The following is a 21354-nucleotide window of genomic DNA, read 5'->3' as shown; positions in this document are numbered from 1 at the left end:
TATATGTCAGCCAGTTAAAAGTGTTAAGTGTGGCTTTTGACTGGCTTCATTCTTCGGCTGTGTCGAAATTGTGACATGCTCACTATATTTGGTTAAATGTTGACCGCTAAAGTGAGCGTATTTCTGAACCATTTCTAATGTTTCCCATCCTCCCATTTCTTTTAACACCATGAGTGGAGTTCCACTTTGTGCGTGCCAACTTGCCCACGTGTGTCTGAGGTCGTGAAAAGTGAAATCAGTTATACCGGAATCAATCAATGCCTGATCATAACACTCTCGATAATGACAACTCCTTCGTTTTCCATTATTGGAAAATACGTAATCACCATCTTTTTCAATTCCATTTAGAATTTCAATGGCCACATCATTAAGTGGCACTGGCCTAGCTCTCCCTGACTTTGCATTATCTGCTGTAACGTGTGCAACTCTTCGCAGCAAATCAACACTCTTCCATTTTAGTGACAATATCTCGCTTTTTCTCATGCCTGTTAAAATAGCAATGGAAACAAAATCCTTCATCCACTTAACTTTGATGTTAGATAGGAGCAGTTCAGCTTCCCACTTTTCCAGCCACCTAACCCTGACGGTTGGTTCTTTCATTCGTGGTATGTATGTTGGCCGAACAAGCCATCCCATCTTGTGAGCTAGTGAAAATGCACGCATAATGAATGAGCGATATCTATTCTGTGTTGCATTGGATAGCTTTCTCTTTGTTTTTGGATTGTAAACGGGCAAAGAGTTGGCTATTTCATCACTGGTTATTGTAGATATTTTCCTTCCTTTAAATACACGCTGGAAATATTCAGCGTAGGCAAGTTTTGTAGGAAATGACGCTTGTCCTTCGGCATCTTTTAAAGCCAGTAACATCATTTCCTCAAACGACCTATCCGGCATCCTGTCCAGTTTTTCCATTTGCCATAGGTCATGTTTTAACTTGTCATGATACTCTTGGGCTTTGACTTTATCCTCCGTGCCAGCAGGTTTTCTAATTCTTTCTCCGCTTGGTGCTGTAACGTCAACCCAGTATTTCTTACCTCTTTTGTAGATCGGCATGTTTTCCTCCCACTACCGACTACAGCCAGCCGATAGACATTATTATCGTTAAACTGTGCCTGTTCAAACTTTTTCAGGCTTTCCTTGTTTGCTCTCCATGAGCTACCGACCCTGAACATGTAATATCTGGCAGGGTTTCGGTATACCGTTGAAGATGACAGTCGGATCATCGATGCGTATTCTTTTATTGTATAAAGAGAGTCATCCACTATTAATCTCCTTATCGATAGAGTTGATATACCAAATCAACCACATAATCGGTGGGAATTTCTTGTGTTTTTCGCTGAGTGTTAATTGAAATTTAGGAAGGTATGATTTAAGTATTGCTGTGCTTTGTTTATCGCTGAGTTTTTTGAGTTGCTTTAATTTGTCTCTGCATTCGCGGGCTATCTTTCGTCGTCCGTTCTCAAGCATCACATCATCCATTTTTCCGCTTATATTGCTCATAATCATCTCCGCAATCTTTACTGCAATATGCGCTATTTGGTGCTGCTGGCATTTCTTCGCACCAGATGCACATTCCGTTTATTGATTTAATTACTGGCTGGCGATTTGATAATGCGGCTTGAATGTGTAATTGTTCTAGTTCATTTGCTGAGTCAATAATATCCATAATTCACCTATGCTATTTTCCATTCATTAATAAATAAACTTCCATGGCAATTCGATAATAATTATCACCGTTAATTTCTATGCAATGATTGTTAAATTGACGAGCTGACCAAGTATTATTAACTCTTACCATGCTAATACCATTCTCAATAATAATCGGCATTGCATCGGCAGGGTTGTTGCATGGGTCGTAGTCTCTATACAAACCTTTGCCACTACCACTTCTAAAGTACATGACCTCATGTCGGTATGAGTCAATCTCGTAATACCCTACATCTAAAAATAAATATGCAACTTTTTTATTAATCTCGAAGTCAGATAGTTCGGTGTATTTATTCATTTACTAACTCCCAATATTCACAAGTATTTTTCTTAATAATCCCACCCGCTTCCAAGTGACCAATCACACAACTAACCTGACTCCTTGAATAATCAGGACTGCATAAGTGATATAGTTCGTCTGTGGTAAGCTGATTACACTGAAGAAATTCTATTATTTTCTCTCTTAATTTATTCATTCTCTCATCACCTCCCTGCAAACTATCTCAACCTCTCGCACCTGCATTATTTGCCACGCACGACTCTCGCATTCTTGCTGTGTGTATATTTGCTCTGTAACAGGCACAGCAGAACCCTGTATTAGCATGAGTAATACATATCCGATTATTTGCATTAATTGTTACTCTGAATTCTGTGTATAAAAAAACCTGCACTAGCAGGCTTTAATAATTAATTATATCGCGACATCTTTCATTTGTTTCATTCTTGGCGTAATTACAGCACGCTATAGAACCATCGTAATAATCAGGGTTTTTATTTGATCCGTTTGTTATCCTTTTTTCTATAAAATCTTTATGTTCGTTAATGGCATCAAGTAAGTTAGATATCATATAAAACATATTAAAGTCAATGTCCTTTGAGTCTATCAAGCATCTTTCAAGATGTTTGTTGTTTATTTTATTTAATTGATTGATTGCTTCGGTGATATCTCCTGTTAATAAGCCTGACTCAACTTTATTTATGCAATAACAAAAATCAGATACGCATCTTTTTATTAAGTGCTTTATCGATTCCTTTTTTTTGTTATTTTCATCTTTATCTCTTCTTTTTTGGTCATTCCGTTGCCAAAGATAGACAATTATAGTAGCTATGATTCCAAATGAAGATACAAAACTAAATACGTTAGATAACTTTCCCGATACCTCTGGTGTAGCATTGTATATTTCAGAGCAAGTGTAATACAGAATAGAAAATATTATGGTCACAACAAAGCCGTACTTTAATATCTTAGCAATGGAATCTTCTTTCTTATCAGGCATAATTCCTCCTTATTTAATGCAGGAATCATACTCACATCCATGTGACTAATCCACTGTCAAAATGCCTCCTTAATTCACGGTTACTTGCTTTAATGCTTCACGAACGGCATTTAAGCGCGATTCCATTCTTAGATATTTAGGGTTTGGAGTAGAAGGCCATTCGTTATACCAAGCATCATCACCAAACAAATTAAGCAACTTACTTCCTATATAACAATTGCAACAATCACTCTTAACATCATCGGATGATTCGATTAAATCCCAATACTCCCTTGCTTCGTATTGGTCTATTTCATCATCTTTGCGCAGCTCGATAACTTGCTTTTTAGCATATTCAGCATTTGCATCGTTATCATCATCTATCTCAGAGTTTAAATTAGAATCTAGCTTACCTATCCAGTAGTGATTATTAATCCTATGAATAAACTCAACTAGTGAGCTGCCCATAGAACCCCAAAAACAAGACCATGAATCGCCACTTTCGCTAATAGTAACTCTGCCATTTTTGTTATCACCATAATCCTCAAGGTAAACATGAATGGGGTCGTGACGCTCTATGCCTGTTATCACCAGTTTGGTCACTTGAGATTGTTCAACCTTCATATTCATTCCTCTTATTGCATCCCTGCGAGTTAAAATAGCGCTCATGTCCGTTTTTGCGCAGCATTCTATCTATTAGCCGAATATGTTTACTCCATATTCTATCGGCTTCCTCACAACCGCCACCAATCATTCCCGCGCAATCATCAGTAAGAGACTTGATAGCTTCAAGTTGCGCTTTAGTTACCTCCAGCTTCATATATCTATCTCCTGTTTGCATCCTTGCAAATATATCCTGAGTTAATTGATGTTTTTCTTTATTAAGTAAGAAAGAAGTCGTAATGCTCGTTGATAGAATTCTGGTCTATCATCCCAAATGTTGTAGCCAGCATATCCAGTGTCGGATTCATACGGCTCAGATGGGTACTTCTTGAATATTCGCGCCTTGGCTTCGGCTTTTATTGCAGCTTCCTTGCTGAAATATCGCCTATTCCTAGTTGGCGAGTAATAGACTTGTGCAGTTATCTCTTGAATACACATATACACTCCTTATACTTAATATATATTTTAAATAAGAGGTCATGACGTGGAGTTTATTAAAGACGCTATTGAAGTGGCGGTCCCTCTAGCTGGAGTAGTAGTCTCTCTAGTTGGTACTTACGTTGCGCTTTCTGGATTAAAAACGTGGAAAAAACAACTAAAATGGAAAGAGGATCATCAGTTAGCTAAAGATATTTTGATTAATCTAACTAAATATCATAATGCTATAAATCAAGTTAGAAGCCCTGCCATTTTTTCATATGAAAAAACAGATCCGCCTGAAGATATCAAAGGTTCACTATCTGAGGAGCAAATTGAATACCTAAAATATAAGAGCGTGTACACAGAAAGATTGAAATTGTCTAGTCAATATCATAATGAACTGCTAGCACTCGGAATAGAAGCTGACGCGATTTGGCAAAATGATACGACTAAATTGTTAAAGAAATTATTCGAATTAGAGTACTCGCTAGTTATAGCTATCAGATCTCACTTATTAACTATGAACCCCAATATCGATAAGTCGATGAGGGATTATTATGTTGGTATTTCGCCAGAAACAGATAAGATAGTGTATTCAGGGGTTGATGCAGATGATACATTTCATGATGATTTCGAAACATATAAGAGTGAAATCATCAATATGATAAAGAATAAACTCTAGAACGGAATATTGTCATCCCAATCCATCGGTGGCTCATTCTGCGGTGCTTGCTGCTGTAGCTGTTGAGACTGTCGCGCTGGCTGCTGGCTTCCTGCCTGATTATTGCCACCGTTGCTACCTAACATCTGCATAGTTCCGTTAATTCCAACCACAATCTCAGTGATATATTTATCCTGTCCATCGTTGCCTTGGTATTTGCGCGTTTTAATTTTCCCCTCAATGTAAACTTGACTCCCTTTTCTCAGGTACTCGCCTGCGACTTCTGCCAACTTTCCTTGAATAACAATATTATGCCACTCAGTTTTCTCGCGCTTTTCGCCAGTATTCTTGTCATTCCATGACTCACTTGTTGCTAAAGAAAACTTGGTAAATGCTGTTCCTGATGGTGAATATCTAACTTCAGGATCCTTTCCTAGGTGACCAAGTATTGTTGCTTTGTTTACGCCTTTATCTGCCATTTATGCAGCCTCCAATTCTGATTTTCTAATGTCATAAACTTCTTTAGCCTTCGCTTGCTCTGGCGTGTTATCGAGTAACTTCCATGTTTTACCAAATTCAGCTTTTAATGTTTTTATATTACTGATATTCATTGCATTACCAGTAAACTCAGATAGGACAACATCAGGTTTAAAGTTTTTCTCTTGTTGCTTATGTTCATTGCTATCTGCATCTTTTGAATCATCAATAGCGAACAATCCATTTAAGCAATACTTACGAGCATATGAGCTTGTAGCTCCTGTCACCTGAGCGTCATCCATTCCTTTTTTTGACATAGGCTCTCTTGCTAAAGCTGATACGCTATGTGAATTCTCTCCATCCGTGAGAGTTGCAGTTGATTTGACGTAAATTCGGTCGCCTACAGCAATAACATCATCTGTGATACTTAACACCAAACCATCAAGTAATGGCTTAACTGATTCTAAAATCCCTTCGCAACTCCTGTATGCGTAGTTCCCGAATGAGTTGTTGAGGTTTTTTGGTGCCTTTAGGTTCTGTTGTATGGCTGCTATTTTTTGGAAGAATTCTTTACTCATATTTCTTCTCCATCCAATAATTAATACTAAACTTAACATCAGGGTCTAAATCAGGTTGGCCTAGCAGCCAAGTTAAATACCCTGCGTTCTCTTTCTTTACTTCGGTAAATGTCATCCCTTTGTATTTACCGAAACGTAACTTGCTTAATAGTGATGGCTGATTAGTTATTTCTAACATTTCCGTATCTGACCACCCCGAATCATCCTTGATCCGCTTAAATAATGATGCTGTAACAACGCAGTCATATAGCGCTCTGTGAGCGTGTAATCCTTCTGGCACATGAACATCCAGTTCCAGTGCGTAGCGTAGATATTGATTGCTGTGGCTTTCTAACTCTGGCCATAAACGCCTCGCTAGTTTTAAAGTGCAGATAAAAGGCGCGTTCATTTCTGGCATCATTCGTTTATCGAACTCGGCATTATGTGCAACCAGATAATCAGCACCTTTATAAGCATCAATTACATCTTCAATAAGCGGGGATAGTTCAACCATTTCATTGGTGATGTGGTGAATAGCCATTGCGTTTATTGAGATTGGTTTCTGAGGGTTTACAAAGTGGGATTGCTGCGAGTTATAATTAATTTCTGTGTCGTTTAAATCGATACTTGCTATTTCAACAATTCCGCTGTCAAAATCGCAAGTTTCAGTGTCGATAATTCTGTATTTCATTTAGTCTCCCATGTTTCTACCTTCGCCATACCCATACCCACTAGAGCTAATTCCTTTAGCTAAATGTTTCGCATATCGAAGTTGTTCTTCGGTGATCCGTTGCTGTTCTATGTGAGCGGGCAGGGGGGGGTAGTACTTGGACATAGTTAAATTTGAGTGCCATGTATTTATGGCTTCGCGTTGCTTCCCTGATGCATTGATATTCTGAGGCGTTCCTTGCCTAGATAGCCTTATCTGTTCTATTGCTGATTTTAGCGCTTGTTCTTTGGTTGAATGAGATGGGAAGCACTTAACCAGATACTCACCCATAATCACCCCTCATCCAGCGTGTAGGTGTTGATTGCTGCTGAATACCTAAGCCTTCCATGCGATAGTATTCAGCCTCTTCATCGCGCTCCTTGCGCTTCTTCTCGGCATCCTGCCGTTGCTGGAATTCATACTCTGAAATTCTCATGCTGCGTCCTTAATGAATAATATCCAGTGAGTTTTGTCGTTCTTGCCAACTCGCTGAACTATTGTTGGTTTATAGTCAGTAAGGGCTAATACTTGCTTTGTAGGAATTTGAGTTTCGTTCCATTTGAAAGCCAATGTTCCGTTTGGCCGCAGCACTCGAAATGCTTCACTAAATCCTTTCGCTAAATCCTCTTTCCAAGATTCTTTATTTAATCGACCGTACTTTTTAAACATCCAACCGTTGTGTCCAGCGCGAATTAAGTGAGGCGGGTCGAATAGAACTTGATGGAATGAGTTATCAGGGAAGGGTAGGTTTTTAAAATCAGCGATAATATCTGGTGTTATGTTTAGCTTCCTGCCATCACATAGAATGTGTTTTTCTACCCTTATATCACTGTAAATTGCTCTATTGTCTTGTCTGTCAAACCAAAACATGCGACTTCCGCAGCACATATCCAGAATAGGGCGCATGACTATCTCCTTACGTGAATGCGTACGCTCCACGAGCATTAACTTGATGTAAGATGCGATTTGTCTTTTCGCATTGCTGCTTAAATTTCCAATCAGCAAACAATAATTCGACTTGTTTCTCGGTCATTTCAGACTCGCGAAGTAGGGTGAATATCTGTTGCTTTACGTGTTTCTGCTTTGCGTTCATGTTGTACTCCGTATGCTGTTTTTAATGTTTCGTTTGCTTCGCTCCATTCGTTCTCATCCTTGAGATAACGTGCAATCCCAGCTTGCTGTTGAGCTATGCAAAGTTTGTGTTTATCAATATTCATGCTTACCTCTGGATGTGCGACCAATAAATAAAGCCATGCTATTGACGGCTTCATATTTATTGTGTAAGATTAATTTGTGGATTTTTTTATCCAAAATAATTCTTTGTGATGTTGGCTTTGCTGTATTCGAGCAAAAAACTTGTAAAAGTACTTGGAATAATCTCAGACCTGATTACTATCTACCCACTAGTAGAAGCATCGCTAAAAGGAGCATTAATCATGGGATTTGTTTTAGGTATATCTGTAGAAGTAGTTGTTGGTAGCTGGTGTGCGCTGCAGGTCGCGATTTAACCCTTCACTTACTTTGAGTTTTTAACATCACATATTAGAGTAGCCATACCTGCACCAATTCCTAGCCCATGCAATAGCGTGGGCTTTTTATTACCTATCCGTTATTAACTAAACGCGATGCTAGTTATAGTGAATGCCTAGCTTTTTCATTTCTTCGTTTAAATCTTTGATTTGATTTTCAGGTAAGCTCGCTATCATATAAAGAACACAAGCAACTGTATCGCCGTCCATCTCAACTACTTTGGTATCAGTCCAACATTTGACTTTCTCTTTCCATTCCTTTTTTGTTCTCGGCATCTCTATCTCCTATCTATTAATCAACTCACCACAGCCCACCGCAATGGACTCTGGTTAGTTGCCTAGATATCGCTCTAGGCTGCGGGTCTCACAGACCATGGCACCGCACTCTTTGATTTATTTAGATACGTTAAATTTAATCACTACATAAATCCTCCGATTCAAACGGTACTTACATCTATGACGCCACCGCTTTAACGCCAATCAAAATTTATCTATCTCTAATTAATGAATTTATTAATAAGCATCTAAACATCTACCATTGCTCAGCAACCACAGTCTTGCTGTGTTCTTTGTGTTACTGCCTATATAGGATTTATTTATCTACCTATAGTCTAAGGTGCTAGCAATGCGCCGTGGTGTTCAGCCATGACGGATATGTATTTCTCCTTGTGAAGTTACCTCACCACAGCCCACCTTGATGGACTGTAATTAGTTAACTGTGCCTGCTTTTAAGCTCTCAATTCTACTCTTAACTTTAGAGCCATAGAGATATACATCATGCGAACACTCATACTTTTCGCGGATTTAGCTCTTTTCTTGTATTCAGCATAGTCGCGTCGTAATTCTGCTTTTGTTTCCATATCTATCCCCGTGCCGTAACACTTCCATCACTCATAATCGGCTTGCGTAGCCGTGGTTGCTTGCGTTGTACATCGGGTATGTCTTTTATCCCGATAAGCAGGTTGGCAAGCACATCGGTTTCGTCTACTGGTTTAATGATTGAATCCCATATTTCCTCAGTAGTGCGCCCGCGATTTGCTACCTCTACTGCTTTACGTGCCATTAATTCACCTCTGGCTGCATAACGACGCATCTTTGAATTTGTCTTACCAGTGCGCGGTAAGTAAGTGATCTGTTGCATGGTTTACCCTCGTTTAGTAAGTATTGGTGATTAGTGGTAGGTGCTGATCTCCTACTTAGACTATTTCCAGTGTTAGCTGCCACTCCATCAGGAGGATACACGTCATGATTTTCACTGGATTTATTGGGTAACTGTGCTTTCCGGCTATTTACGCAGCTTGTCTTACAATGCACACTTCTGCTTTACCCATCTGAACCCGCTAAGTTCCGCTAATCAGCCTTAGCATTCACCAATCCCAATACTCACTTGGAGTTTTGAAACTTTCCCACAATGGCGGGAGTTAATTTGTAAAAGAGCGAACATCCTGTTTATCTATGGCTCCTTGCCTTCGATGGATAGTATATTCACAAATTGTGATTATAATGTCAACCACAAAATGTGTTTATTTTCTTGTGATTGAATTAACGTGATGATTTGAAATGGAAAAATTTTTATTTATAGACACGATTTGTGTCAGAGATCACACTGGCGGGGAATTGCAGGCACAAAAAAGCCCTCGCGGGGAGGGCTGGATGTGTATTAATGTTTTTTTGGTAGCTCGGGTTTTCTAACGGCTAATAATATTTGCTCTGCTTGTTTTTCAGGGAGAGCTTTAGCTCGAACCTTGTTGCTCAAATAAGTTGCTAAATGGTTGTTAACATAGGTTGTATCTAACCAAACTCTAAAATCTCCTAATGCAGAGCTCGGGTATATGTAAGCTTCTTTTTGAGTTCCTCGACTCTGAGGAAAATCCTCTGGGTAGTTGTGAGGGTGCAGCATCCTACTACCATGTAATTTTTCTAAATTAGCGTCTTTCCAATGCTTAGCCCAGCGTTGCCCAACACTGATATCTGGTATAGAGAATGGGTCTAACTTGAATTCACTATTTATTAGTTTTACTGTCAAATCTGCCATTTCTCTAAATATGGAAAAGTACCCTACAGGTATTTCATCATTGGCTATAATTCTTTGCTTGAATACATCCCACGATTTATTTATGACATCTTGATTTGGCTTGTAATTTGCCTTCTCATATATCATTCTTTTCAATGTGTATTCAGCTAGTATGTCATAATTCTCTCTAGCAATTGTATTGTCAAATCTTGCAGCATCAAATACATAATACCGCAATATAGCCATGCAAATATAATCAGGGTATGCATGAGTTTCGACACCATGTTTATTGATGACTTTTGTGTATAAATTAATTACGTTCCGGTGACCTTTTTTTTCTAGATCTTTTAATACAATACTGCCTCTTTTTTTGTATTTTTCGGTTTCCCAGTTTGAAGTAAACATGAGTAATGGAGCAGGGTCTATCCCGCATAATTTAGCTAGGCCATATAATGTTAGATATGGAGTTCCATCACTTAGCACCCCCATTTGAATTCCGTTATCTTCTACTTCAACTACAGGACGTAGGTCTAGTTTACCCTGTGATCCAAATACCGATAATTTATCCATATATATATGATTCCATTTGCTAAATTATGTTTATCGTAATTTATCTAGTGGTTCAATCAACCACACCCTAAAACGTGTCGTCACCCAAAGAAGCAGCCTTGTACATCATCTTCAACGAGCTTAATAGCGTCAGAGAAACTACCTAACATTTTTTCATCGTAGTTGTGCCAGTTATTATCTTTATCCATCCAAAATAGAGACCAAGAGCTGTTAGATTTGTTATGTGTAATTTTAGCAATTGGCTCTTGAGCTTGACCATCACTCCAAGTAAGGCGTCTTACTTCAAATATGACAACGGAGTCATCTTCAATGTTGTAGCTTAAATCTAGCTCATCTCTAAGGTGTTCAGCAGGCCTACGTTTCTCCATGAAAAATTCCATGCATCTCTTAATGTTCGCTACTTCAATATCGTTAAATGCCATACATCCCTCTAAAACGTATATTTACTCTACTCTGTGTTGAAAATTGAAATCCAAGTAAAAGGTTCTTCTGCAAACTGCAATACCGCTCCAACTGCTAGTGCTATTATCAACATAACAATCAGCAGCTTATTTTTACTGATTAACCTAATTACTTTCTTCATATTAAAACGTGTCGTCAGGCCACTGAGATTTAACCACTTTGCCTATAATCTGGCAGTTGCCATTAATCGGTATCATCTCGAACCGTGGATTTAATGGCTCAAGGTATTCTGTTTCACCTTCTCGAATTAGACGCTTAAATGTGAACTCATTGTTCATCATGCGAGCTATACAGAAGTCACCAAAGCTAACCTCTTGCTCAGGATCAACAAGTATCAGCATTCCTTCTGGGAAGCTCGGTCGCCCGCCTTGAGGTGCTGTCATTGAGTGACCTTCAACTTCCAACCAAAATGCACTATCGCTTGCCTTCTTGGCTGTTGGTATCCATGCGATGGCGTCACTTCTAGTGTATGCATTGCTATTTTCAGTAAACGCACCTGCTTGCACCTTGGAAAATAGAGGGTACTCATAGTTACTAACAACCTGATCGCTTCTATCACCAAACATCAATTCCGCAGGTGAAACACCTAAAGCCTCGCTGATAACTAAAGCATCATCAGCACTTATTTTTCTTTCCCCAAGTTCATAATTTCCAATTCTAGAAGCCGCGGAATATCCGCACAGCTTTGCAAGTTGCGCTTGGCTTAATCCTCTAGATTCACGAATAGACTTCAGTCTTTCGCCGATAATTTCATTTATTTTTTTCATGCTTATCTTTTAACACAAAACGTGATGTAAGTATTTAAACGATTCGTGATTGACAGTTAATCACATATTGTGTGTAATAGGGGTTGTAGACATGGAGGATACACACAATGAATAACATCGCAGAACAGCGAAAAAAATTAGGAATTTCTCAGGCTGTTTTGGCTTCATCAATCGGATGGGGTCAATCTCGTATTGCAAACTACGAGCTAAGTATTAGAACGCCTAGCCTTAATGATTGTCGAGTAATCGTTGAGGCATTACAGAAACTTGGTGCGAAATGCTCACTAGACGACGTTTTCCCACCTCAAGCTGCATAACTTTACCGCTCTTTCAAAACTTAGGCTCTGCCATTGTAGAGCACTGCAATACACACTCACAGGATCGTGAGTAACGGACTAACTGTATTTAAAAAAGGACTATATACAATGGAACCTGCAAAAAATATCAAAGTGGAATGTACATCTAACGAATTGATGACGTTCTATCTCAAAGAAATGTATTTAATCGGTAATAACGGTCTAGCTAAAGAGCTGGGCATACACCCCTCTAAATCCAGTCGAGATAAAGCACGAATATTCGATTTAGCTTGCCAGTTGGTGAGTAAATTCGGATTACCCCCTGACTCTGTAAACATCAGCGATAAGCCAACAAAGATTGTGCTTGAAGGTGATTACGCAGAAAGGGTGATACAGGCTCTTGAAGGGAAAGGGAAGATTAAAAGAAAAGTCCCAACGGTGGCACCCGATGAGACTCAATTAGATTTGAAACTTTAATTGTTGTTACTATCAAAACAACTGTATCAATAACCAGTGTTTATAACAAGGGAAATTTATGGTTTCCCTTTTTTGATACAGCAAATCAATAAAGGAATTATATCATGAAAAATAAGCGAAATCATGACTTTAATTATCATGCTGTGCATAAAAACATCATGCGGGAGCGGGAGTTAAGGAAAGTAACACCACTAGGTATAAAGCGACTTAGAGAAGCTTTTGAAGATGCAAAACTTAGGAATGCTCACAGGGAAGAGCTATTGGGAGGGAAACAGCATGAGTAATGTGTCATATGCGCTGCAAAAACGCTTTGAGCAGCCTGTTAAGTCAGGCAAGGGGTTTGCCTTCATGCACAGGAAAATTCAAGACTGTGACTTTTACAAGAAGGATTCTGAGGCTGTCCATCTCTGGCTACACTTCATTATAACTGCAAGCCATCAACCAGATGTTGTTGATACTGATGTTGGTCAAATTGCTATTGGTCGAGGTCAGATGATGAGAAGCCGACCACAGTTAACGGAAGAAACTGGAATATCAGATAATAAAATCAGGTCTCTTTTGAGAAGTTTTACCAACAGGGGAATGATTTCGGTAGAAGTTAAAAGCAAGAAAATTAGCATCATTACAGTGCTGAAATACGACGAATATCAAGGTAAAAATTGTCCGGAAATCGTCCGAGAGTTGTCCGATGCAAATCAAGTGATGCCAACGCCTAACAGCGGTACGTGTCCGGAAGATGTCCGAGAAATCACCTTATACAATAATATTAAAAACAATAATACATCTAAAGATGTATTTGGTGGACTTTCTGACGAAAGCCACGATGACCAACCAATCAAAATTAAATCTAAAAAATCTCAACCAGTACCCTATCAAGCGATGATTGATGCCTATCATGAAATACTCCCTGAGATGGCAAAAATTCAAGTTGTTCGTGGTACCCGAAAAAACAAGCTAAGACTGTTCTGGCAAAAATGTAATTCAGAATACATGCAACAGCATAACCGACCATTCACACTGGACAACTGGCGCGGCTATCTTAGCTACATTGCTAAAAATTGCCGATGGATGATGGAGCAGAGGCCAAACGGTAGTGGGGGTTTTTGGGCGGCTAAAAACCTAGATTATTTAATCACTGACAAATGTTACGTATCAGTCAAGGAGGATAGAGCTAATGATCGCAAGTAATTACCAAGTACCACACAGCCTAGAGACCGAACAGAGCGTTATCGGATCCCTACTAATTGACCCAAACAGCGACAATGCTCAACGAGTATTTTCCGTGTTGAAGCCAGAGGATTTCTACGGAACTCACCACAAGATTATCTTTGAAAAAATGCGGTCAATGGCTAGCAAGCATCAACCGATTGATATTTTAACCGTGTCTGACGGCTTGAAAGCAACTGGCAGCGAAGGCGCTACTGGCGGATTGGGTTATCTGGCTGAAATTGCAAAGAACACACCAAGTGCTGCAAACGTGATCCACTACTCGAAGAAAATCAAGGAGTATGCCAGTGAACGTTATGCGATTGAGAAAATCAACGAAGCAACGCGATTACTGATTGAGCCAAGCACTCTAAGCTTTGGTGAAAAAATGGAGTTCGTGCAGAAGCTGGTAACTGACGCAAGCGAAAACGGTGTCACTGGTCGAAAGTCAGGCTTGAAAAACATGGCTGAGCTATTGCCTGAATGGTTCGAAGGCGTAGAAAACATGTTTAACAATCCCGATCAATTTATAGGTCTCAAGACAGGAATTAAGCCACTTGATGACATGCTGGCACCTAAATTTGTCGTACGCGGATCCCTATTCGTTATCGGCGCTCGTCCAAAGATGGGTAAAACAACTGTTCTAACTGAAATGGCGAAGAATGTTTCTGATGATGGAATGACAGTGGCTCTGTTCAGCATGGAAATGTCCAATCAGCAATTGGTTGAGCGGATGGTAAGCCAGAAGTCAGGCTTAAACTCTGACATGTTCTACGGCGGTACTGAGGATGATTTCGAATGGGCGCTACTTGGCAAGGCCATTAGTGACTTGAGCGAGAAACCTAATATTTGGGTCGATGACACAGCAGGAATGACACTTGAACACATTCAGTCAGAATGCCGAAAGTTGAAACGCAAGGTTGGGAAAATAGGGTTTATCGGTGTGGATTATTTAACGCTGATGAAAGCTGGAAAAGCAGACCGTAACGATATCGCCTACGGTGAAATTACCAAAGGTCTCAAGCAGCTAGCAAAAGAGCTTGATACTACCGTGGTATTACTCACACAGCTAAACCGTAAATTGGAAGATAGAACCAACAAGCGACCTATGCCAAGTGATAGCCGTGACACTGGTCAAATCGAGCAGGATTGCGATTACTGGATGGGAATATACAAAGACTCAGTTTACAACGACAAAGCTGACAAGACGCTTACAGAGCTTATTGTAAGACTTAACCGTCACGGGAAAGCAGGAACAGCGTTTGTAGACCAGAAAGGGCTTTGCTTATTCGATACCGACAAAACTCACGCAATGGCTCGCGCGGATATGGCAACCGCCAACCGTAACACACCAAATCATAAGGACTTCTAAAATGAAAAAATGCGAATCAAATGGAACAAAATACGCAAGCTATCTGTGTGACTTTATGCGCAAAGCAGCAAAGATAAAATCACCACATGGCAAGACAAAGGGGATATTTAAATACTCAGCTGTCGATACATGGACAGGAGATAGCCTTGGCGAGGCAGTTTATTACGATGAGGGTAACGGTAATCGAACACATTTAAACTTCTGCCCGTTTTGTAGCGGTAAGTTACATAGTGTAGATATCGGCAATTAAGCGAGGTGTTGAGTGATGAAAGGAACAACGTTAACGGAGGGAGGCATCTAATGCAGGGAACTAATTGGGTTAAGGTGAGTGAGATATTGCCTGAGCTGGACACACCGGTATTTGCAGGATGGTTTTGGAATGGCAAGTTTGTATGGCATGTATTCATGCGCTCAGATTCAAGTTTTGAAGGCTGGGTATGGTCGCGCTCTTATAGCCATTTCATCAGTGATAATGATGAGTTTATTGAAGATGACGATTATCCAATAACTCACTGGATGCCTTTGCCACCAATACCAGAGGGTGAATGATGAAGATAAAACGCAAAGTTCACAATAAGCTATTTCCAACTCGTAAATTGTCATTCTATCAGCATTCAAAAGTTGACGAATGGAACTCGTTAGAGTGCTACATGGACAAGTGGTTATTAGTTATTTTATTTATCCCGATTGTTGTCATTGGAACGCTAGTAGCTGGATTTCCTACTGCATTCAAAGAGGCGACGATTTATTTCAATAAACCATATTCAGTCGATAGTCTGACGCTTGCAGAAATTGAAGTCATTAGGCTGGAACAGGAGAGCCAACAGTGAGTGATAAGAAAAGAAGCCCACTCGCAGAATTCATTGAGAGTTACAGGGGAAATCCTATAGCTACAGTCGTTGTATTTATCCTCTTGCCCGTACTGTTTCTGCTATCAATGATTAGAAAATTGCTGATATTGAACATGAAATTAGCAAACTTCATGTTTGATAGATATGACACAGGAATAAAATTAATCGGAGTTACATTGTTGAAAATGAGGAAGTTCGACAGGAAAAAAATAGGAGGCTAACTTGGAAATAGAAATGGTCAAATGCGCCAATGGCATATTTGCACCAGCATTCGAACACGACCTACCACGTTTAACAAAATTCAAAAATGGCGAGATGTACACCTTCAGCGCCAAGCTCACAAGAAACCCCGCATTTCATAAAAAGATGTTCGCATTCTTCAAGTTCTGTTTTGACCACTGGTGCGCAAATAAGGCAGAACTCGACTGCATGGACGAGCATAGCCAATTTGAGCGCTTCAGGAAGGACTTGACGATACTTGCAGGATTTTATGAGCAAACGGTAAGGCTAAACGGTGAAGTGCGTACAGAGGCTAAGAGCTTGTCATTTGCCAACATGGAACCAGATGAATTCGAACGCTGTTACAAAGCCATGATTAACGCAGCAATAAAACACATTTTCAGGGGATGCAATGAAATCACTGAGAATAGGTTACTGACATTCTTTTGAGGATAGAGAGATGAATATTCAACATATGATTGAGTGCGGAAAGATTTTTAAAGTAGGCGACATTATTTCATCGGTAAGGGTATCGAAAGAAGTTGGCAAGAGTGTGAATGTGTCAGGCCAAACGGTTAGGCAACTGGCAAAGATTGGAGCGGCTCAAAAGAAAGAAAAAGTTGGCATCGTTACTTATTACGAAGTTATAAGAAATATTCAGGATGCTATTAACGATGAGTTAGCCAGAAGAAGAAAAGGTGTCACAGCTAGAGAGTATCATCGCAACAACAAACAAGAGCCTTTTAATTATTCACTAGTGCAGAAATTCAATGAATCAATAGCGAGGGTTAGGTCATGAAGAAACAATTATTCTTCGGTATTGTTGTTGGCTTAATAGTTACCGCTGTTTGTATTTTCGTGGAGGCTGTTAAATATGGCTAACTTACGCAAAGAAGCAAAAGGCAGAGAGTGCCAAGTAAGAATACCAGGAGTGTGCAATGGCAATTCTGAAACTGTGGTAGGCGCTCATTATCGAATGGCTGGATTATGCGGCACAGGATGCAAGCCTAGCGATTTATTTATAGCTTGGGCTTGTAGTGCTTGCCATGAAGAAATAGACCGCAGGACGCGAATCACGGACGCTGAATACGCAAAGCAATGTCACCTAGAGGGAGTTATTCGAACTCAGGCCATATTGCAAAGCGAGGGGAAGATTAAGGCATGAATGAATATCACCTTAAATTACCGTGGCCACCGAGTAATAATACCTACTGGCGACACTGTAGAGGCAGGCACTACATATCACCTAAAGGCACAAATTACCGAAAGCAAGTAACAGATTACATAGAGCAGCAAAACCTAGATATTAAAACCACTTCCCGCATCAAAATAGTCATCACAGCAAATCCCCCAGACAAACGAAAAAGAGACCTCGATAACTTGCCTAAAGCTGTTTTCGATTCGCTTACTCACGCCAATTTTTGGGATGACGACGAGCAGATAGATGATTTCCGCATTAAGCGTGGCGAGGGGGTTAAAGGCGGCTCACTGGATATCACGATATGGGAGATAAGTGATGCAGACTGAAATAACAACTATTCCAGCGTTGCTTGTTAAGACGCACGGAAACATGAGTGAAGTAGCAAGGCGACTCAATTGCAATAGGGCAACAGTCAAGAAATATTCTGGTGATGTATTTAGTTTTGACCACGCGATTATAAATGGTCGACTGATGACTAAGTATAAACATGCGAAGGGGGCTAAATGAGCTACATCGGAGAGAAAGAGTTAACGAAAGATCAATTCGACTGGCTTAATGGATGGCTTGAATTGTGGGGCGCTTGGGTTCATTCGGGGAGAGCGAATGTACGGATGATAAATATGATTTATAAATTCATGCGAACAGTAGAGCCAAGCGGTACACCATCAAGACCTATGTGCAGTGACGATGAAGGAATGTTGATTTCTCAGGTCGTAGATTCAATCATCGCCACTGACGAACAGGCTTATAAAATATTGCTCAGCTATTACGCTCATGGAGCATCCAAACTTTCGATAGCATCTTACTACCATAAGGTTGCAAATCCCCGCAAAATGAACACGAGGTCAGGAGGGAAAATAAAGGTTCCATCATTGCGAACCTGTCGACGTGAAGTAGACGAAAAACTGAAAGCTTGCCAGTGGTTATTGTACGAACCTCTTCGAAATGCAATTAACAATCGTAAACGTGTAGCTAAAGTTAGGAAAATAACTGAACTTTGCTATTGACAGTAATGACCAACTGGACCATACTTATCAGGTAAGCTGCCTTAACTGTTCTTAGGTTGGCTTAACCAGATTCTGGAGCCTCACTTCGGTGGGGCTTTATTATACCTAAAATAAACATAAGACTTGCTGTTACGTTTGGTCAGAGTTACATGTGTAGTTATGCACAATAACTGAACAAGCAGAGACTTGAAAAAGCAAATACCATCCCTATATAGGAGATACACCGTATTTCACTCAATTGTGGCGTCCCATACTAGGTAAACTTGGATTGCGGTGTAGACCCGTCAGCAATGGCGGGTTTTTATTACTCTTGATATTGGTAATTGCAATCATTTATACTGTGCTCGCAGTGCGTTACTGAATGTCCTGTTTTGATGAAAAAAAGCCAACCTAAAGAGATTGGCGTGAAAGCAATACAAAATGTTTATGAGTTTTTATCTTAAATAATTCATTAGAAATTAAATTATTATAAAGTGCTACAACCTTGATTATTTAAGTTACATTGAGTTAGTTAATGTAACTGTTTGTTACTTTTAATCTAGCCTCGTTATTAGAGGTTTTTTTATAGGTAAAAAAATGCTACCACCTAGGGATGGCAGCAAAACACTATCAGCAATAAAACTCCAATAACTACTCTGGACTTACTTTGGAAATTTGAATATAACCCATTAATTTAAAAAATAAAATAGTCTATATCTAATGATTGCTATTCGATTAATTTCATTTGCACAATGAAAACTCTATTTACTAGCTTCTATCTTGCACATAGCGGCATTAAAGCGAGTAGGGTTTTCATTGTGGAGAATGCCAAGGCTGATTGGCTAACTCGCATGGGCTACTGTACTTATCAGGATAGAAGCACACACGCCATGGGGAACCTGAATGCATACATTCTCAGTGTATGCCTCCACAACACCATTTCGAACAACAAAATATTCCAAAAATTATTTCAGTTGAACAGTCTGGAAATTTCAATCTCAGAAGGTTCAGTTGCTCGGCGGTTACCTCGAACAACTGAGATTTATTTTTAATTATTCGGCTGCTGGGCTAACTCTTCTGATTAAAGAAAAGAAAGCGACTAGAAGCTTCATTGATTTTGGGGTCTGCTCATCATTGAATTTGTGAGCAAATTGTTCAACCCCTTCTTTAGAGTAATATCTAATACCTTCATCATTCAAATCTAAGTCATTGCCGTGGTTAGGTATTGAATTTATGAGCGAGTACAGATTACCTATATAAGAATCGGGTATTTCAGATTGAAGGAGCCGATGTGCAAATTGATTCCTTATTTGCCCCAGTATTTCGAATGCGTTATAGGCAGCTTTTGGCATGCCGAGTCTTTGCGCAAGTTTAGCTTTATGCTCAAATGACATTCTAAATTTAACATCTTCTTTATTATTTGGAGATTCAGAAAATAAGTCTTCAATTTCCAAGTGTGCGCATATATATGCCTCAAGAAAGCTTTCGCATGTTAAATGCAATGTTAAAACAGTTATCAAAGGATTATTGTTTTCACATATTGTAATTAATGAATCAAATGTCTCATCTCGGTTGAAAAATAGCTTTTTCATTATTTGTTCATTCATTGTCACTTTTACCTTTTTGGACGCCATCATGAAAGATGAACATAACACTATAGTTGCTTTAGATAAAATAGGTCGTAAGCGAATTGTTATTGGTAATTTAAACGAACCAAATAACGCCATTATTATTAATGAGTTGAGCAAGCATTCAGAGTCTGACGAGTTTAAATGGTCTTATTTGGATGAAGCTATCGCTCAATTATGGGAAACCTTCAGTCTCACCCAGCAGGAAGCGATTAAAGATGTTATCCAACGATACCGCAATGAGGTTTTCAGCCTAGAGTGCTCAATAAATGAAGGAACGGCAAGTTAACTAGTAGCTCCTTAGGAGGGAGTATGGATCTTACAAATATCATGATGATCACTATATCAGATAAGGTTATCTCGTTAACCTTTAATGGGGGAATGGCCAGTTATGATAAAGAAGGTCGCCTTGAGGGCTATATGGGTGATGAATCTACCATTCCAACGTTCATTAAACTTACTGATAAGCGTCCTGACTCTAAATAACAATTCATTTCAATAATCTAAATCTAGCCTCTATTGCTGGTGGCTTTCTATTAACTAAGAGAAACACAAATGAGCACATCATTAGGTATCACCCTCGGTGCTGCTGGCGGTGGCGCTATGGGCGGTCTCCTCGTGGGTGCCGACTATGGTGTAGTTCTTGGGGCGATTATTGGTGCCTCAGCTTCCGTTATTGCATCAAAAGACAATAACCGGCGAAAAATCTTACATTTCATTCTTGCACTTGGTGCAGGGATATTAATCGCTAAAGAAGCATCAGATGTTATTGCACAGATATGGAATTGGGATATTAGCCCTAAGATAACGGCGATTGCTATTTCAGCACTATTGATCCCCGTTCTCGTCTTAATGGCAAACAAGGATAATTTGAGAAAGCTATTTAGCCGGATCATGACATCGATAGATAAGAACTTCAGCACCATCACTCAAGCGATAAAAGACTGGCGCAATAAAGGAGGCTCCTAATGGAAAACCTTCTCTTATTTGGTAATGACATCATTAGCTGGTGTAAACAGAATCCACTCGGTGCTACTGACATACTGTTTATGACAGGCTCAGCAGTCACTGTGTTTCTTTGTCGCTATAAAAAGTTTCGTGATTCTATTGTGGGCACAGCGTTATTTATTTGCTGGATCTACAAGGTCTATGAAACAACCGTTGGTGACCGAGTGTCAGCACCATCGGATGTCTTATTTAACGGTGTTATGTTTCTGGTGATCTTCTCGGCGGGTGGAAACATCATGTCAGTTGTTGTTATCCGTCATTTCTTCGAAAAACTAAAATCACTCTGGCTGCTTATTAAGCGGCCTTTTCTTCGTTAAG

41 protein-coding genes are annotated in these 21354 nt (G+C 39.6%); 20 read left to right on the top strand and 21 right to left on the bottom strand.

The features are described from left to right. Positions 1–6: 6 nt before the first annotated feature. From JI723_RS14215 to JI723_RS14185, 7 genes are all read right to left on the bottom strand, one after another. Entirely contained in the window at positions 7–1053 is a 1047-nt protein-coding gene (locus JI723_RS14215; RefSeq protein WP_337979526.1) for a tyrosine-type recombinase/integrase, read from the bottom strand. Between the two features lie 201 nt (positions 1054–1254). After that, positions 1255–1500: a hypothetical protein gene (locus tag JI723_RS14210; RefSeq protein WP_272581003.1), complete on the bottom strand. Its 246-nt coding sequence runs from the start codon at positions 1498–1500 to the stop codon at positions 1255–1257. Further along, entirely contained in the window at positions 1472–1666 is a 195-nt protein-coding gene (locus JI723_RS14205) for a TraR/DksA C4-type zinc finger protein (protein ID WP_238564063.1), read from the bottom strand. The genes JI723_RS14210 and JI723_RS14205 overlap by 29 nt, the downstream gene beginning before the upstream one ends. 12 nt (positions 1667–1678) lie before the next feature. Next, entirely contained in the window at positions 1679–2005 is a 327-nt protein-coding gene (locus JI723_RS14200; protein ID WP_337979525.1) for a phage protein NinX family protein, read from the bottom strand. A gap of 382 nt (positions 2006–2387) precedes the next feature. Then, the gene (locus JI723_RS14195; RefSeq protein WP_337979524.1) at positions 2388–2984 is read right to left on the bottom strand and encodes a hypothetical protein; all 597 of its coding nucleotides are present in this window, start codon (positions 2982–2984) and stop codon (positions 2388–2390) included. 69 nt (positions 2985–3053) lie between these two features. Further along, complete coding sequence (locus JI723_RS14190) at positions 3054–3587, bottom strand: phiTE_072 family protein (RefSeq protein ID WP_337979523.1); 534 nt, start codon at positions 3585–3587, stop codon at positions 3054–3056. Next, positions 3577–3783: a hypothetical protein gene (locus JI723_RS14185; protein ID WP_337979522.1), complete on the bottom strand. Its 207-nt coding sequence runs from the start codon at positions 3781–3783 to the stop codon at positions 3577–3579. The genes JI723_RS14190 and JI723_RS14185 overlap by 11 nt, the downstream gene beginning before the upstream one ends. A gap of 327 nt (positions 3784–4110) precedes the next feature. Between JI723_RS14185 and JI723_RS14180 the strand changes: the two genes are divergently transcribed. After that, positions 4111–4728, top strand: a complete 618-nt coding sequence (locus JI723_RS14180) for a hypothetical protein (RefSeq protein WP_337979521.1) — start codon at positions 4111–4113, stop codon at positions 4726–4728. Here the strand turns inward: JI723_RS14180 and ssb are convergent. From ssb to JI723_RS14115, 13 genes are all read right to left on the bottom strand, one after another. Continuing rightward, entirely contained in the window at positions 4725–5186 is a 462-nt protein-coding gene (gene ssb / locus JI723_RS14175) for a single-stranded DNA-binding protein (protein WP_337979520.1), read from the bottom strand. The genes JI723_RS14180 and ssb overlap by 4 nt on opposite strands. Continuing rightward, the gene (locus JI723_RS14170) at positions 5187–5762 is read right to left on the bottom strand and encodes an ERF family protein (RefSeq protein WP_136134465.1); all 576 of its coding nucleotides are present in this window, start codon (positions 5760–5762) and stop codon (positions 5187–5189) included. Then, entirely contained in the window at positions 5755–6432 is a 678-nt protein-coding gene (gene exoX / locus JI723_RS14165; protein ID WP_337979519.1) for an exodeoxyribonuclease X, read from the bottom strand. The genes JI723_RS14170 and exoX overlap by 8 nt, the downstream gene beginning before the upstream one ends. Beyond that, positions 6433–6741, bottom strand: a complete 309-nt coding sequence (locus tag JI723_RS14160) for a hypothetical protein (RefSeq protein WP_337979518.1) — start codon at positions 6739–6741, stop codon at positions 6433–6435. Next, positions 6734–6886, bottom strand: coding sequence for a hypothetical protein (locus JI723_RS14155; RefSeq protein WP_337979517.1), 153 nt, complete (start codon positions 6884–6886; stop codon positions 6734–6736). Before JI723_RS14155 ends, JI723_RS14160 begins: the two co-directional genes overlap by 8 nt. Continuing rightward, positions 6883–7356 (bottom strand): class I SAM-dependent methyltransferase, encoded by a 474-nt coding sequence (locus tag JI723_RS14150; RefSeq protein WP_337979516.1) that lies wholly within the window; start codon positions 7354–7356, stop codon positions 6883–6885. The genes JI723_RS14155 and JI723_RS14150 overlap by 4 nt, the downstream gene beginning before the upstream one ends. A gap of 128 nt (positions 7357–7484) precedes the next feature. Next, positions 7485–7721, bottom strand: a complete 237-nt coding sequence (locus JI723_RS14145) for a hypothetical protein (RefSeq protein WP_337979515.1) — start codon at positions 7719–7721, stop codon at positions 7485–7487. A 357-nt stretch (positions 7722–8078) separates the two neighbouring features. Continuing rightward, a complete protein-coding gene (locus tag JI723_RS14140) occupies positions 8079–8255 on the bottom strand; it encodes a hypothetical protein (RefSeq protein ID WP_337979514.1) in 177 nt (58 codons plus the stop codon). Positions 8256–8707: 452 nt separating this feature from the next. Next, positions 8708–8839 (bottom strand): hypothetical protein, encoded by a 132-nt coding sequence (locus JI723_RS14135; protein ID WP_337979513.1) that lies wholly within the window; start codon positions 8837–8839, stop codon positions 8708–8710. A gap of 2 nt (positions 8840–8841) precedes the next feature. Continuing rightward, on the bottom strand, positions 8842–9120 hold the full coding sequence (locus tag JI723_RS14130) for a hypothetical protein (protein WP_337979512.1): 279 nt from the start codon (positions 9118–9120) through the stop codon (positions 8842–8844). A 519-nt stretch (positions 9121–9639) separates the two neighbouring features. Further along, positions 9640–10563: a BstA C-terminal domain-containing protein gene (locus JI723_RS14125; RefSeq protein ID WP_211889550.1), complete on the bottom strand. Its 924-nt coding sequence runs from the start codon at positions 10561–10563 to the stop codon at positions 9640–9642. Between the two features lie 80 nt (positions 10564–10643). Further along, the gene (locus JI723_RS14120; protein WP_272580985.1) at positions 10644–10931 is read right to left on the bottom strand and encodes a DUF3024 domain-containing protein; all 288 of its coding nucleotides are present in this window, start codon (positions 10929–10931) and stop codon (positions 10644–10646) included. 216 nt (positions 10932–11147) lie between these two features. Then, positions 11148–11792: a LexA family protein gene (locus tag JI723_RS14115; protein WP_337979511.1), complete on the bottom strand. Its 645-nt coding sequence runs from the start codon at positions 11790–11792 to the stop codon at positions 11148–11150. A 107-nt stretch (positions 11793–11899) separates the two neighbouring features. On the opposite strand from JI723_RS14115, the gene JI723_RS14110 reads away from it, so the two are divergent. From JI723_RS14110 to JI723_RS14040, 15 genes are all read left to right on the top strand, one after another. Beyond that, on the top strand, positions 11900–12109 hold the full coding sequence (locus tag JI723_RS14110; RefSeq protein WP_006657610.1) for a helix-turn-helix transcriptional regulator: 210 nt from the start codon (positions 11900–11902) through the stop codon (positions 12107–12109). A gap of 108 nt (positions 12110–12217) precedes the next feature. After that, positions 12218–12565 (top strand): hypothetical protein, encoded by a 348-nt coding sequence (locus JI723_RS14105; protein WP_337979510.1) that lies wholly within the window; start codon positions 12218–12220, stop codon positions 12563–12565. Between the two features lie 104 nt (positions 12566–12669). Then, on the top strand, positions 12670–12849 hold the full coding sequence (locus JI723_RS14100) for a hypothetical protein (protein WP_337979509.1): 180 nt from the start codon (positions 12670–12672) through the stop codon (positions 12847–12849). Beyond that, on the top strand, positions 12842–13753 hold the full coding sequence (locus JI723_RS14095) for a DNA replication protein (protein ID WP_337979508.1): 912 nt from the start codon (positions 12842–12844) through the stop codon (positions 13751–13753). The genes JI723_RS14100 and JI723_RS14095 overlap by 8 nt, the downstream gene beginning before the upstream one ends. After that, positions 13740–15143 (top strand): replicative DNA helicase, encoded by a 1404-nt coding sequence (locus JI723_RS14090; RefSeq protein ID WP_337979507.1) that lies wholly within the window; start codon positions 13740–13742, stop codon positions 15141–15143. Before JI723_RS14095 ends, JI723_RS14090 begins: the two co-directional genes overlap by 14 nt. A 1-nt stretch (position 15144) precedes the next feature. Then, positions 15145–15393 carry a hypothetical protein gene (locus JI723_RS14085; protein WP_337979506.1) on the top strand — a complete coding sequence of 83 codons (249 nt, stop codon included), beginning with the start codon at positions 15145–15147 and terminating at the stop codon, positions 15391–15393. 50 nt (positions 15394–15443) lie between these two features. Beyond that, entirely contained in the window at positions 15444–15692 is a 249-nt protein-coding gene (locus JI723_RS14080; RefSeq protein ID WP_337979505.1) for a DUF551 domain-containing protein, read from the top strand. Continuing rightward, on the top strand, positions 15692–15973 hold the full coding sequence (locus tag JI723_RS14075; RefSeq protein ID WP_337979504.1) for a hypothetical protein: 282 nt from the start codon (positions 15692–15694) through the stop codon (positions 15971–15973). The genes JI723_RS14080 and JI723_RS14075 overlap by 1 nt, the downstream gene beginning before the upstream one ends. Continuing rightward, the gene (locus JI723_RS14070) at positions 15970–16215 is read left to right on the top strand and encodes a hypothetical protein (protein WP_337979503.1); all 246 of its coding nucleotides are present in this window, start codon (positions 15970–15972) and stop codon (positions 16213–16215) included. Before JI723_RS14075 ends, JI723_RS14070 begins: the two co-directional genes overlap by 4 nt. Before the next feature lies 1 nt (position 16216). After that, on the top strand, positions 16217–16663 hold the full coding sequence (locus tag JI723_RS14065) for a DUF1367 family protein (RefSeq protein WP_337979502.1): 447 nt from the start codon (positions 16217–16219) through the stop codon (positions 16661–16663). A 10-nt stretch (positions 16664–16673) separates the two neighbouring features. Continuing rightward, positions 16674–17012 (top strand): hypothetical protein, encoded by a 339-nt coding sequence (locus JI723_RS14060; protein WP_337979501.1) that lies wholly within the window; start codon positions 16674–16676, stop codon positions 17010–17012. 75 nt (positions 17013–17087) lie between these two features. Then, entirely contained in the window at positions 17088–17378 is a 291-nt protein-coding gene (locus JI723_RS14055; RefSeq protein ID WP_337979500.1) for a DUF1364 domain-containing protein, read from the top strand. Then, positions 17375–17740, top strand: coding sequence for a RusA family crossover junction endodeoxyribonuclease (locus JI723_RS14050; RefSeq protein ID WP_337979499.1), 366 nt, complete (start codon positions 17375–17377; stop codon positions 17738–17740). The genes JI723_RS14055 and JI723_RS14050 overlap by 4 nt, the downstream gene beginning before the upstream one ends. Then, positions 17730–17921 (top strand): protein ninH, encoded by a 192-nt coding sequence (locus tag JI723_RS14045; RefSeq protein WP_198861224.1) that lies wholly within the window; start codon positions 17730–17732, stop codon positions 17919–17921. Before JI723_RS14050 ends, JI723_RS14045 begins: the two co-directional genes overlap by 11 nt. Beyond that, entirely contained in the window at positions 17918–18421 is a 504-nt protein-coding gene (locus JI723_RS14040) for an antiterminator Q family protein (protein WP_272580974.1), read from the top strand. Before JI723_RS14045 ends, JI723_RS14040 begins: the two co-directional genes overlap by 4 nt. A 1031-nt stretch (positions 18422–19452) precedes the next feature. On the opposite strand, the gene JI723_RS14035 is transcribed toward JI723_RS14040, so the two are convergent. Continuing rightward, positions 19453–20007: a hypothetical protein gene (locus JI723_RS14035; protein WP_272580973.1), complete on the bottom strand. Its 555-nt coding sequence runs from the start codon at positions 20005–20007 to the stop codon at positions 19453–19455. 28 nt (positions 20008–20035) lie between these two features. On the opposite strand from JI723_RS14035, the gene JI723_RS14030 reads away from it, so the two are divergent. From JI723_RS14030 to JI723_RS14015, 4 genes are all read left to right on the top strand, one after another. Next, complete coding sequence (locus tag JI723_RS14030; RefSeq protein WP_272580972.1) at positions 20036–20317, top strand: hypothetical protein; 282 nt, start codon at positions 20036–20038, stop codon at positions 20315–20317. Positions 20318–20340: 23 nt separating this feature from the next. Further along, positions 20341–20514, top strand: coding sequence for a hypothetical protein (locus tag JI723_RS14025; RefSeq protein ID WP_272580971.1), 174 nt, complete (start codon positions 20341–20343; stop codon positions 20512–20514). Positions 20515–20583: 69 nt separating this feature from the next. After that, entirely contained in the window at positions 20584–20997 is a 414-nt protein-coding gene (locus tag JI723_RS14020; RefSeq protein ID WP_140181293.1) for a putative holin, read from the top strand. Next, positions 20997–21353, top strand: coding sequence for a hypothetical protein (locus JI723_RS14015; protein ID WP_272580970.1), 357 nt, complete (start codon positions 20997–20999; stop codon positions 21351–21353). Before JI723_RS14020 ends, JI723_RS14015 begins: the two co-directional genes overlap by 1 nt. Position 21354 lies beyond the last annotated feature (1 nt).

It is taken from the genome of Providencia manganoxydans (genome assembly GCF_016618195.1).
Taxonomy (GTDB): domain Bacteria; phylum Pseudomonadota; class Gammaproteobacteria; order Enterobacterales; family Enterobacteriaceae; genus Providencia; species Providencia manganoxydans.
Note: the sequence above shows the minus strand (reverse complement) of the source record. Positions and strands in the feature narration are given on the sequence as shown.

Coding starts and splice junctions, on each gene's coding strand:
- JI723_RS14035 (WP_272580973.1), bottom strand. CDS start 20,007: ATGAATGAACAAATAATGAAAAAGCTATTTTTCAACCGAGATGAGACA.
- JI723_RS14085 (WP_337979506.1), top strand. CDS start 15,145: ATGAAAAAATGCGAATCAAATGGAACAAAATACGCAAGCTATCTGTGT.
- JI723_RS14105 (WP_337979510.1), top strand. CDS start 12,218: ATGGAACCTGCAAAAAATATCAAAGTGGAATGTACATCTAACGAATTG.
- JI723_RS14150 (WP_337979516.1), bottom strand. CDS start 7,356: ATGCGCCCTATTCTGGATATGTGCTGCGGAAGTCGCATGTTTTGGTTT.
- JI723_RS14115 (WP_337979511.1), bottom strand. CDS start 11,792: ATGAAAAAAATAAATGAAATTATCGGCGAAAGACTGAAGTCTATTCGT.
- JI723_RS14120 (WP_272580985.1), bottom strand. CDS start 10,931: ATGGAGAAACGTAGGCCTGCTGAACACCTTAGAGATGAGCTAGATTTA.
- JI723_RS14075 (WP_337979504.1), top strand. CDS start 15,692: ATGAAGATAAAACGCAAAGTTCACAATAAGCTATTTCCAACTCGTAAA.
- JI723_RS14130 (WP_337979512.1), bottom strand. CDS start 9,120: ATGCAACAGATCACTTACTTACCGCGCACTGGTAAGACAAATTCAAAG.
- JI723_RS14205 (WP_238564063.1), bottom strand. CDS start 1,666: ATGGATATTATTGACTCAGCAAATGAACTAGAACAATTACACATTCAA.
- JI723_RS14090 (WP_337979507.1), top strand. CDS start 13,740: ATGATCGCAAGTAATTACCAAGTACCACACAGCCTAGAGACCGAACAG.
- JI723_RS14210 (WP_272581003.1), bottom strand. CDS start 1,500: ATGAGCAATATAAGCGGAAAAATGGATGATGTGATGCTTGAGAACGGA.
- JI723_RS14125 (WP_211889550.1), bottom strand. CDS start 10,563: ATGGATAAATTATCGGTATTTGGATCACAGGGTAAACTAGACCTACGT.
- JI723_RS14095 (WP_337979508.1), top strand. CDS start 12,842: ATGAGTAATGTGTCATATGCGCTGCAAAAACGCTTTGAGCAGCCTGTT.
- ssb (WP_337979520.1), bottom strand. CDS start 5,186: ATGGCAGATAAAGGCGTAAACAAAGCAACAATACTTGGTCACCTAGGA.
- JI723_RS14080 (WP_337979505.1), top strand. CDS start 15,444: ATGCAGGGAACTAATTGGGTTAAGGTGAGTGAGATATTGCCTGAGCTG.
- JI723_RS14195 (WP_337979524.1), bottom strand. CDS start 2,984: ATGCCTGATAAGAAAGAAGATTCCATTGCTAAGATATTAAAGTACGGC.
- JI723_RS14015 (WP_272580970.1), top strand. CDS start 20,997: ATGGAAAACCTTCTCTTATTTGGTAATGACATCATTAGCTGGTGTAAA.
- JI723_RS14140 (WP_337979514.1), bottom strand. CDS start 8,255: ATGCCGAGAACAAAAAAGGAATGGAAAGAGAAAGTCAAATGTTGGACT.
- JI723_RS14160 (WP_337979518.1), bottom strand. CDS start 6,741: ATGGGTGAGTATCTGGTTAAGTGCTTCCCATCTCATTCAACCAAAGAA.
- JI723_RS14040 (WP_272580974.1), top strand. CDS start 17,918: ATGAGCTACATCGGAGAGAAAGAGTTAACGAAAGATCAATTCGACTGG.
- JI723_RS14190 (WP_337979523.1), bottom strand. CDS start 3,587: ATGAAGGTTGAACAATCTCAAGTGACCAAACTGGTGATAACAGGCATA.
- JI723_RS14030 (WP_272580972.1), top strand. CDS start 20,036: ATGAAAGATGAACATAACACTATAGTTGCTTTAGATAAAATAGGTCGT.
- JI723_RS14200 (WP_337979525.1), bottom strand. CDS start 2,005: ATGAATAAATACACCGAACTATCTGACTTCGAGATTAATAAAAAAGTT.
- JI723_RS14050 (WP_337979499.1), top strand. CDS start 17,375: ATGAATGAATATCACCTTAAATTACCGTGGCCACCGAGTAATAATACC.
- JI723_RS14135 (WP_337979513.1), bottom strand. CDS start 8,839: ATGGAAACAAAAGCAGAATTACGACGCGACTATGCTGAATACAAGAAA.
- JI723_RS14145 (WP_337979515.1), bottom strand. CDS start 7,721: ATGAAGCCGTCAATAGCATGGCTTTATTTATTGGTCGCACATCCAGAG.
- exoX (WP_337979519.1), bottom strand. CDS start 6,432: ATGAAATACAGAATTATCGACACTGAAACTTGCGATTTTGACAGCGGA.
- JI723_RS14215 (WP_337979526.1), bottom strand. CDS start 1,053: ATGCCGATCTACAAAAGAGGTAAGAAATACTGGGTTGACGTTACAGCA.
- JI723_RS14185 (WP_337979522.1), bottom strand. CDS start 3,783: ATGAAGCTGGAGGTAACTAAAGCGCAACTTGAAGCTATCAAGTCTCTT.
- JI723_RS14155 (WP_337979517.1), bottom strand. CDS start 6,886: ATGAGAATTTCAGAGTATGAATTCCAGCAACGGCAGGATGCCGAGAAG.
- JI723_RS14110 (WP_006657610.1), top strand. CDS start 11,900: ATGAATAACATCGCAGAACAGCGAAAAAAATTAGGAATTTCTCAGGCT.
- JI723_RS14045 (WP_198861224.1), top strand. CDS start 17,730: ATGCAGACTGAAATAACAACTATTCCAGCGTTGCTTGTTAAGACGCAC.
- JI723_RS14170 (WP_136134465.1), bottom strand. CDS start 5,762: ATGAGTAAAGAATTCTTCCAAAAAATAGCAGCCATACAACAGAACCTA.
- JI723_RS14060 (WP_337979501.1), top strand. CDS start 16,674: ATGAATATTCAACATATGATTGAGTGCGGAAAGATTTTTAAAGTAGGC.
- JI723_RS14100 (WP_337979509.1), top strand. CDS start 12,670: ATGAAAAATAAGCGAAATCATGACTTTAATTATCATGCTGTGCATAAA.
- JI723_RS14025 (WP_272580971.1), top strand. CDS start 20,341: ATGGATCTTACAAATATCATGATGATCACTATATCAGATAAGGTTATC.
- JI723_RS14055 (WP_337979500.1), top strand. CDS start 17,088: ATGGCTAACTTACGCAAAGAAGCAAAAGGCAGAGAGTGCCAAGTAAGA.
- JI723_RS14020 (WP_140181293.1), top strand. CDS start 20,584: ATGAGCACATCATTAGGTATCACCCTCGGTGCTGCTGGCGGTGGCGCT.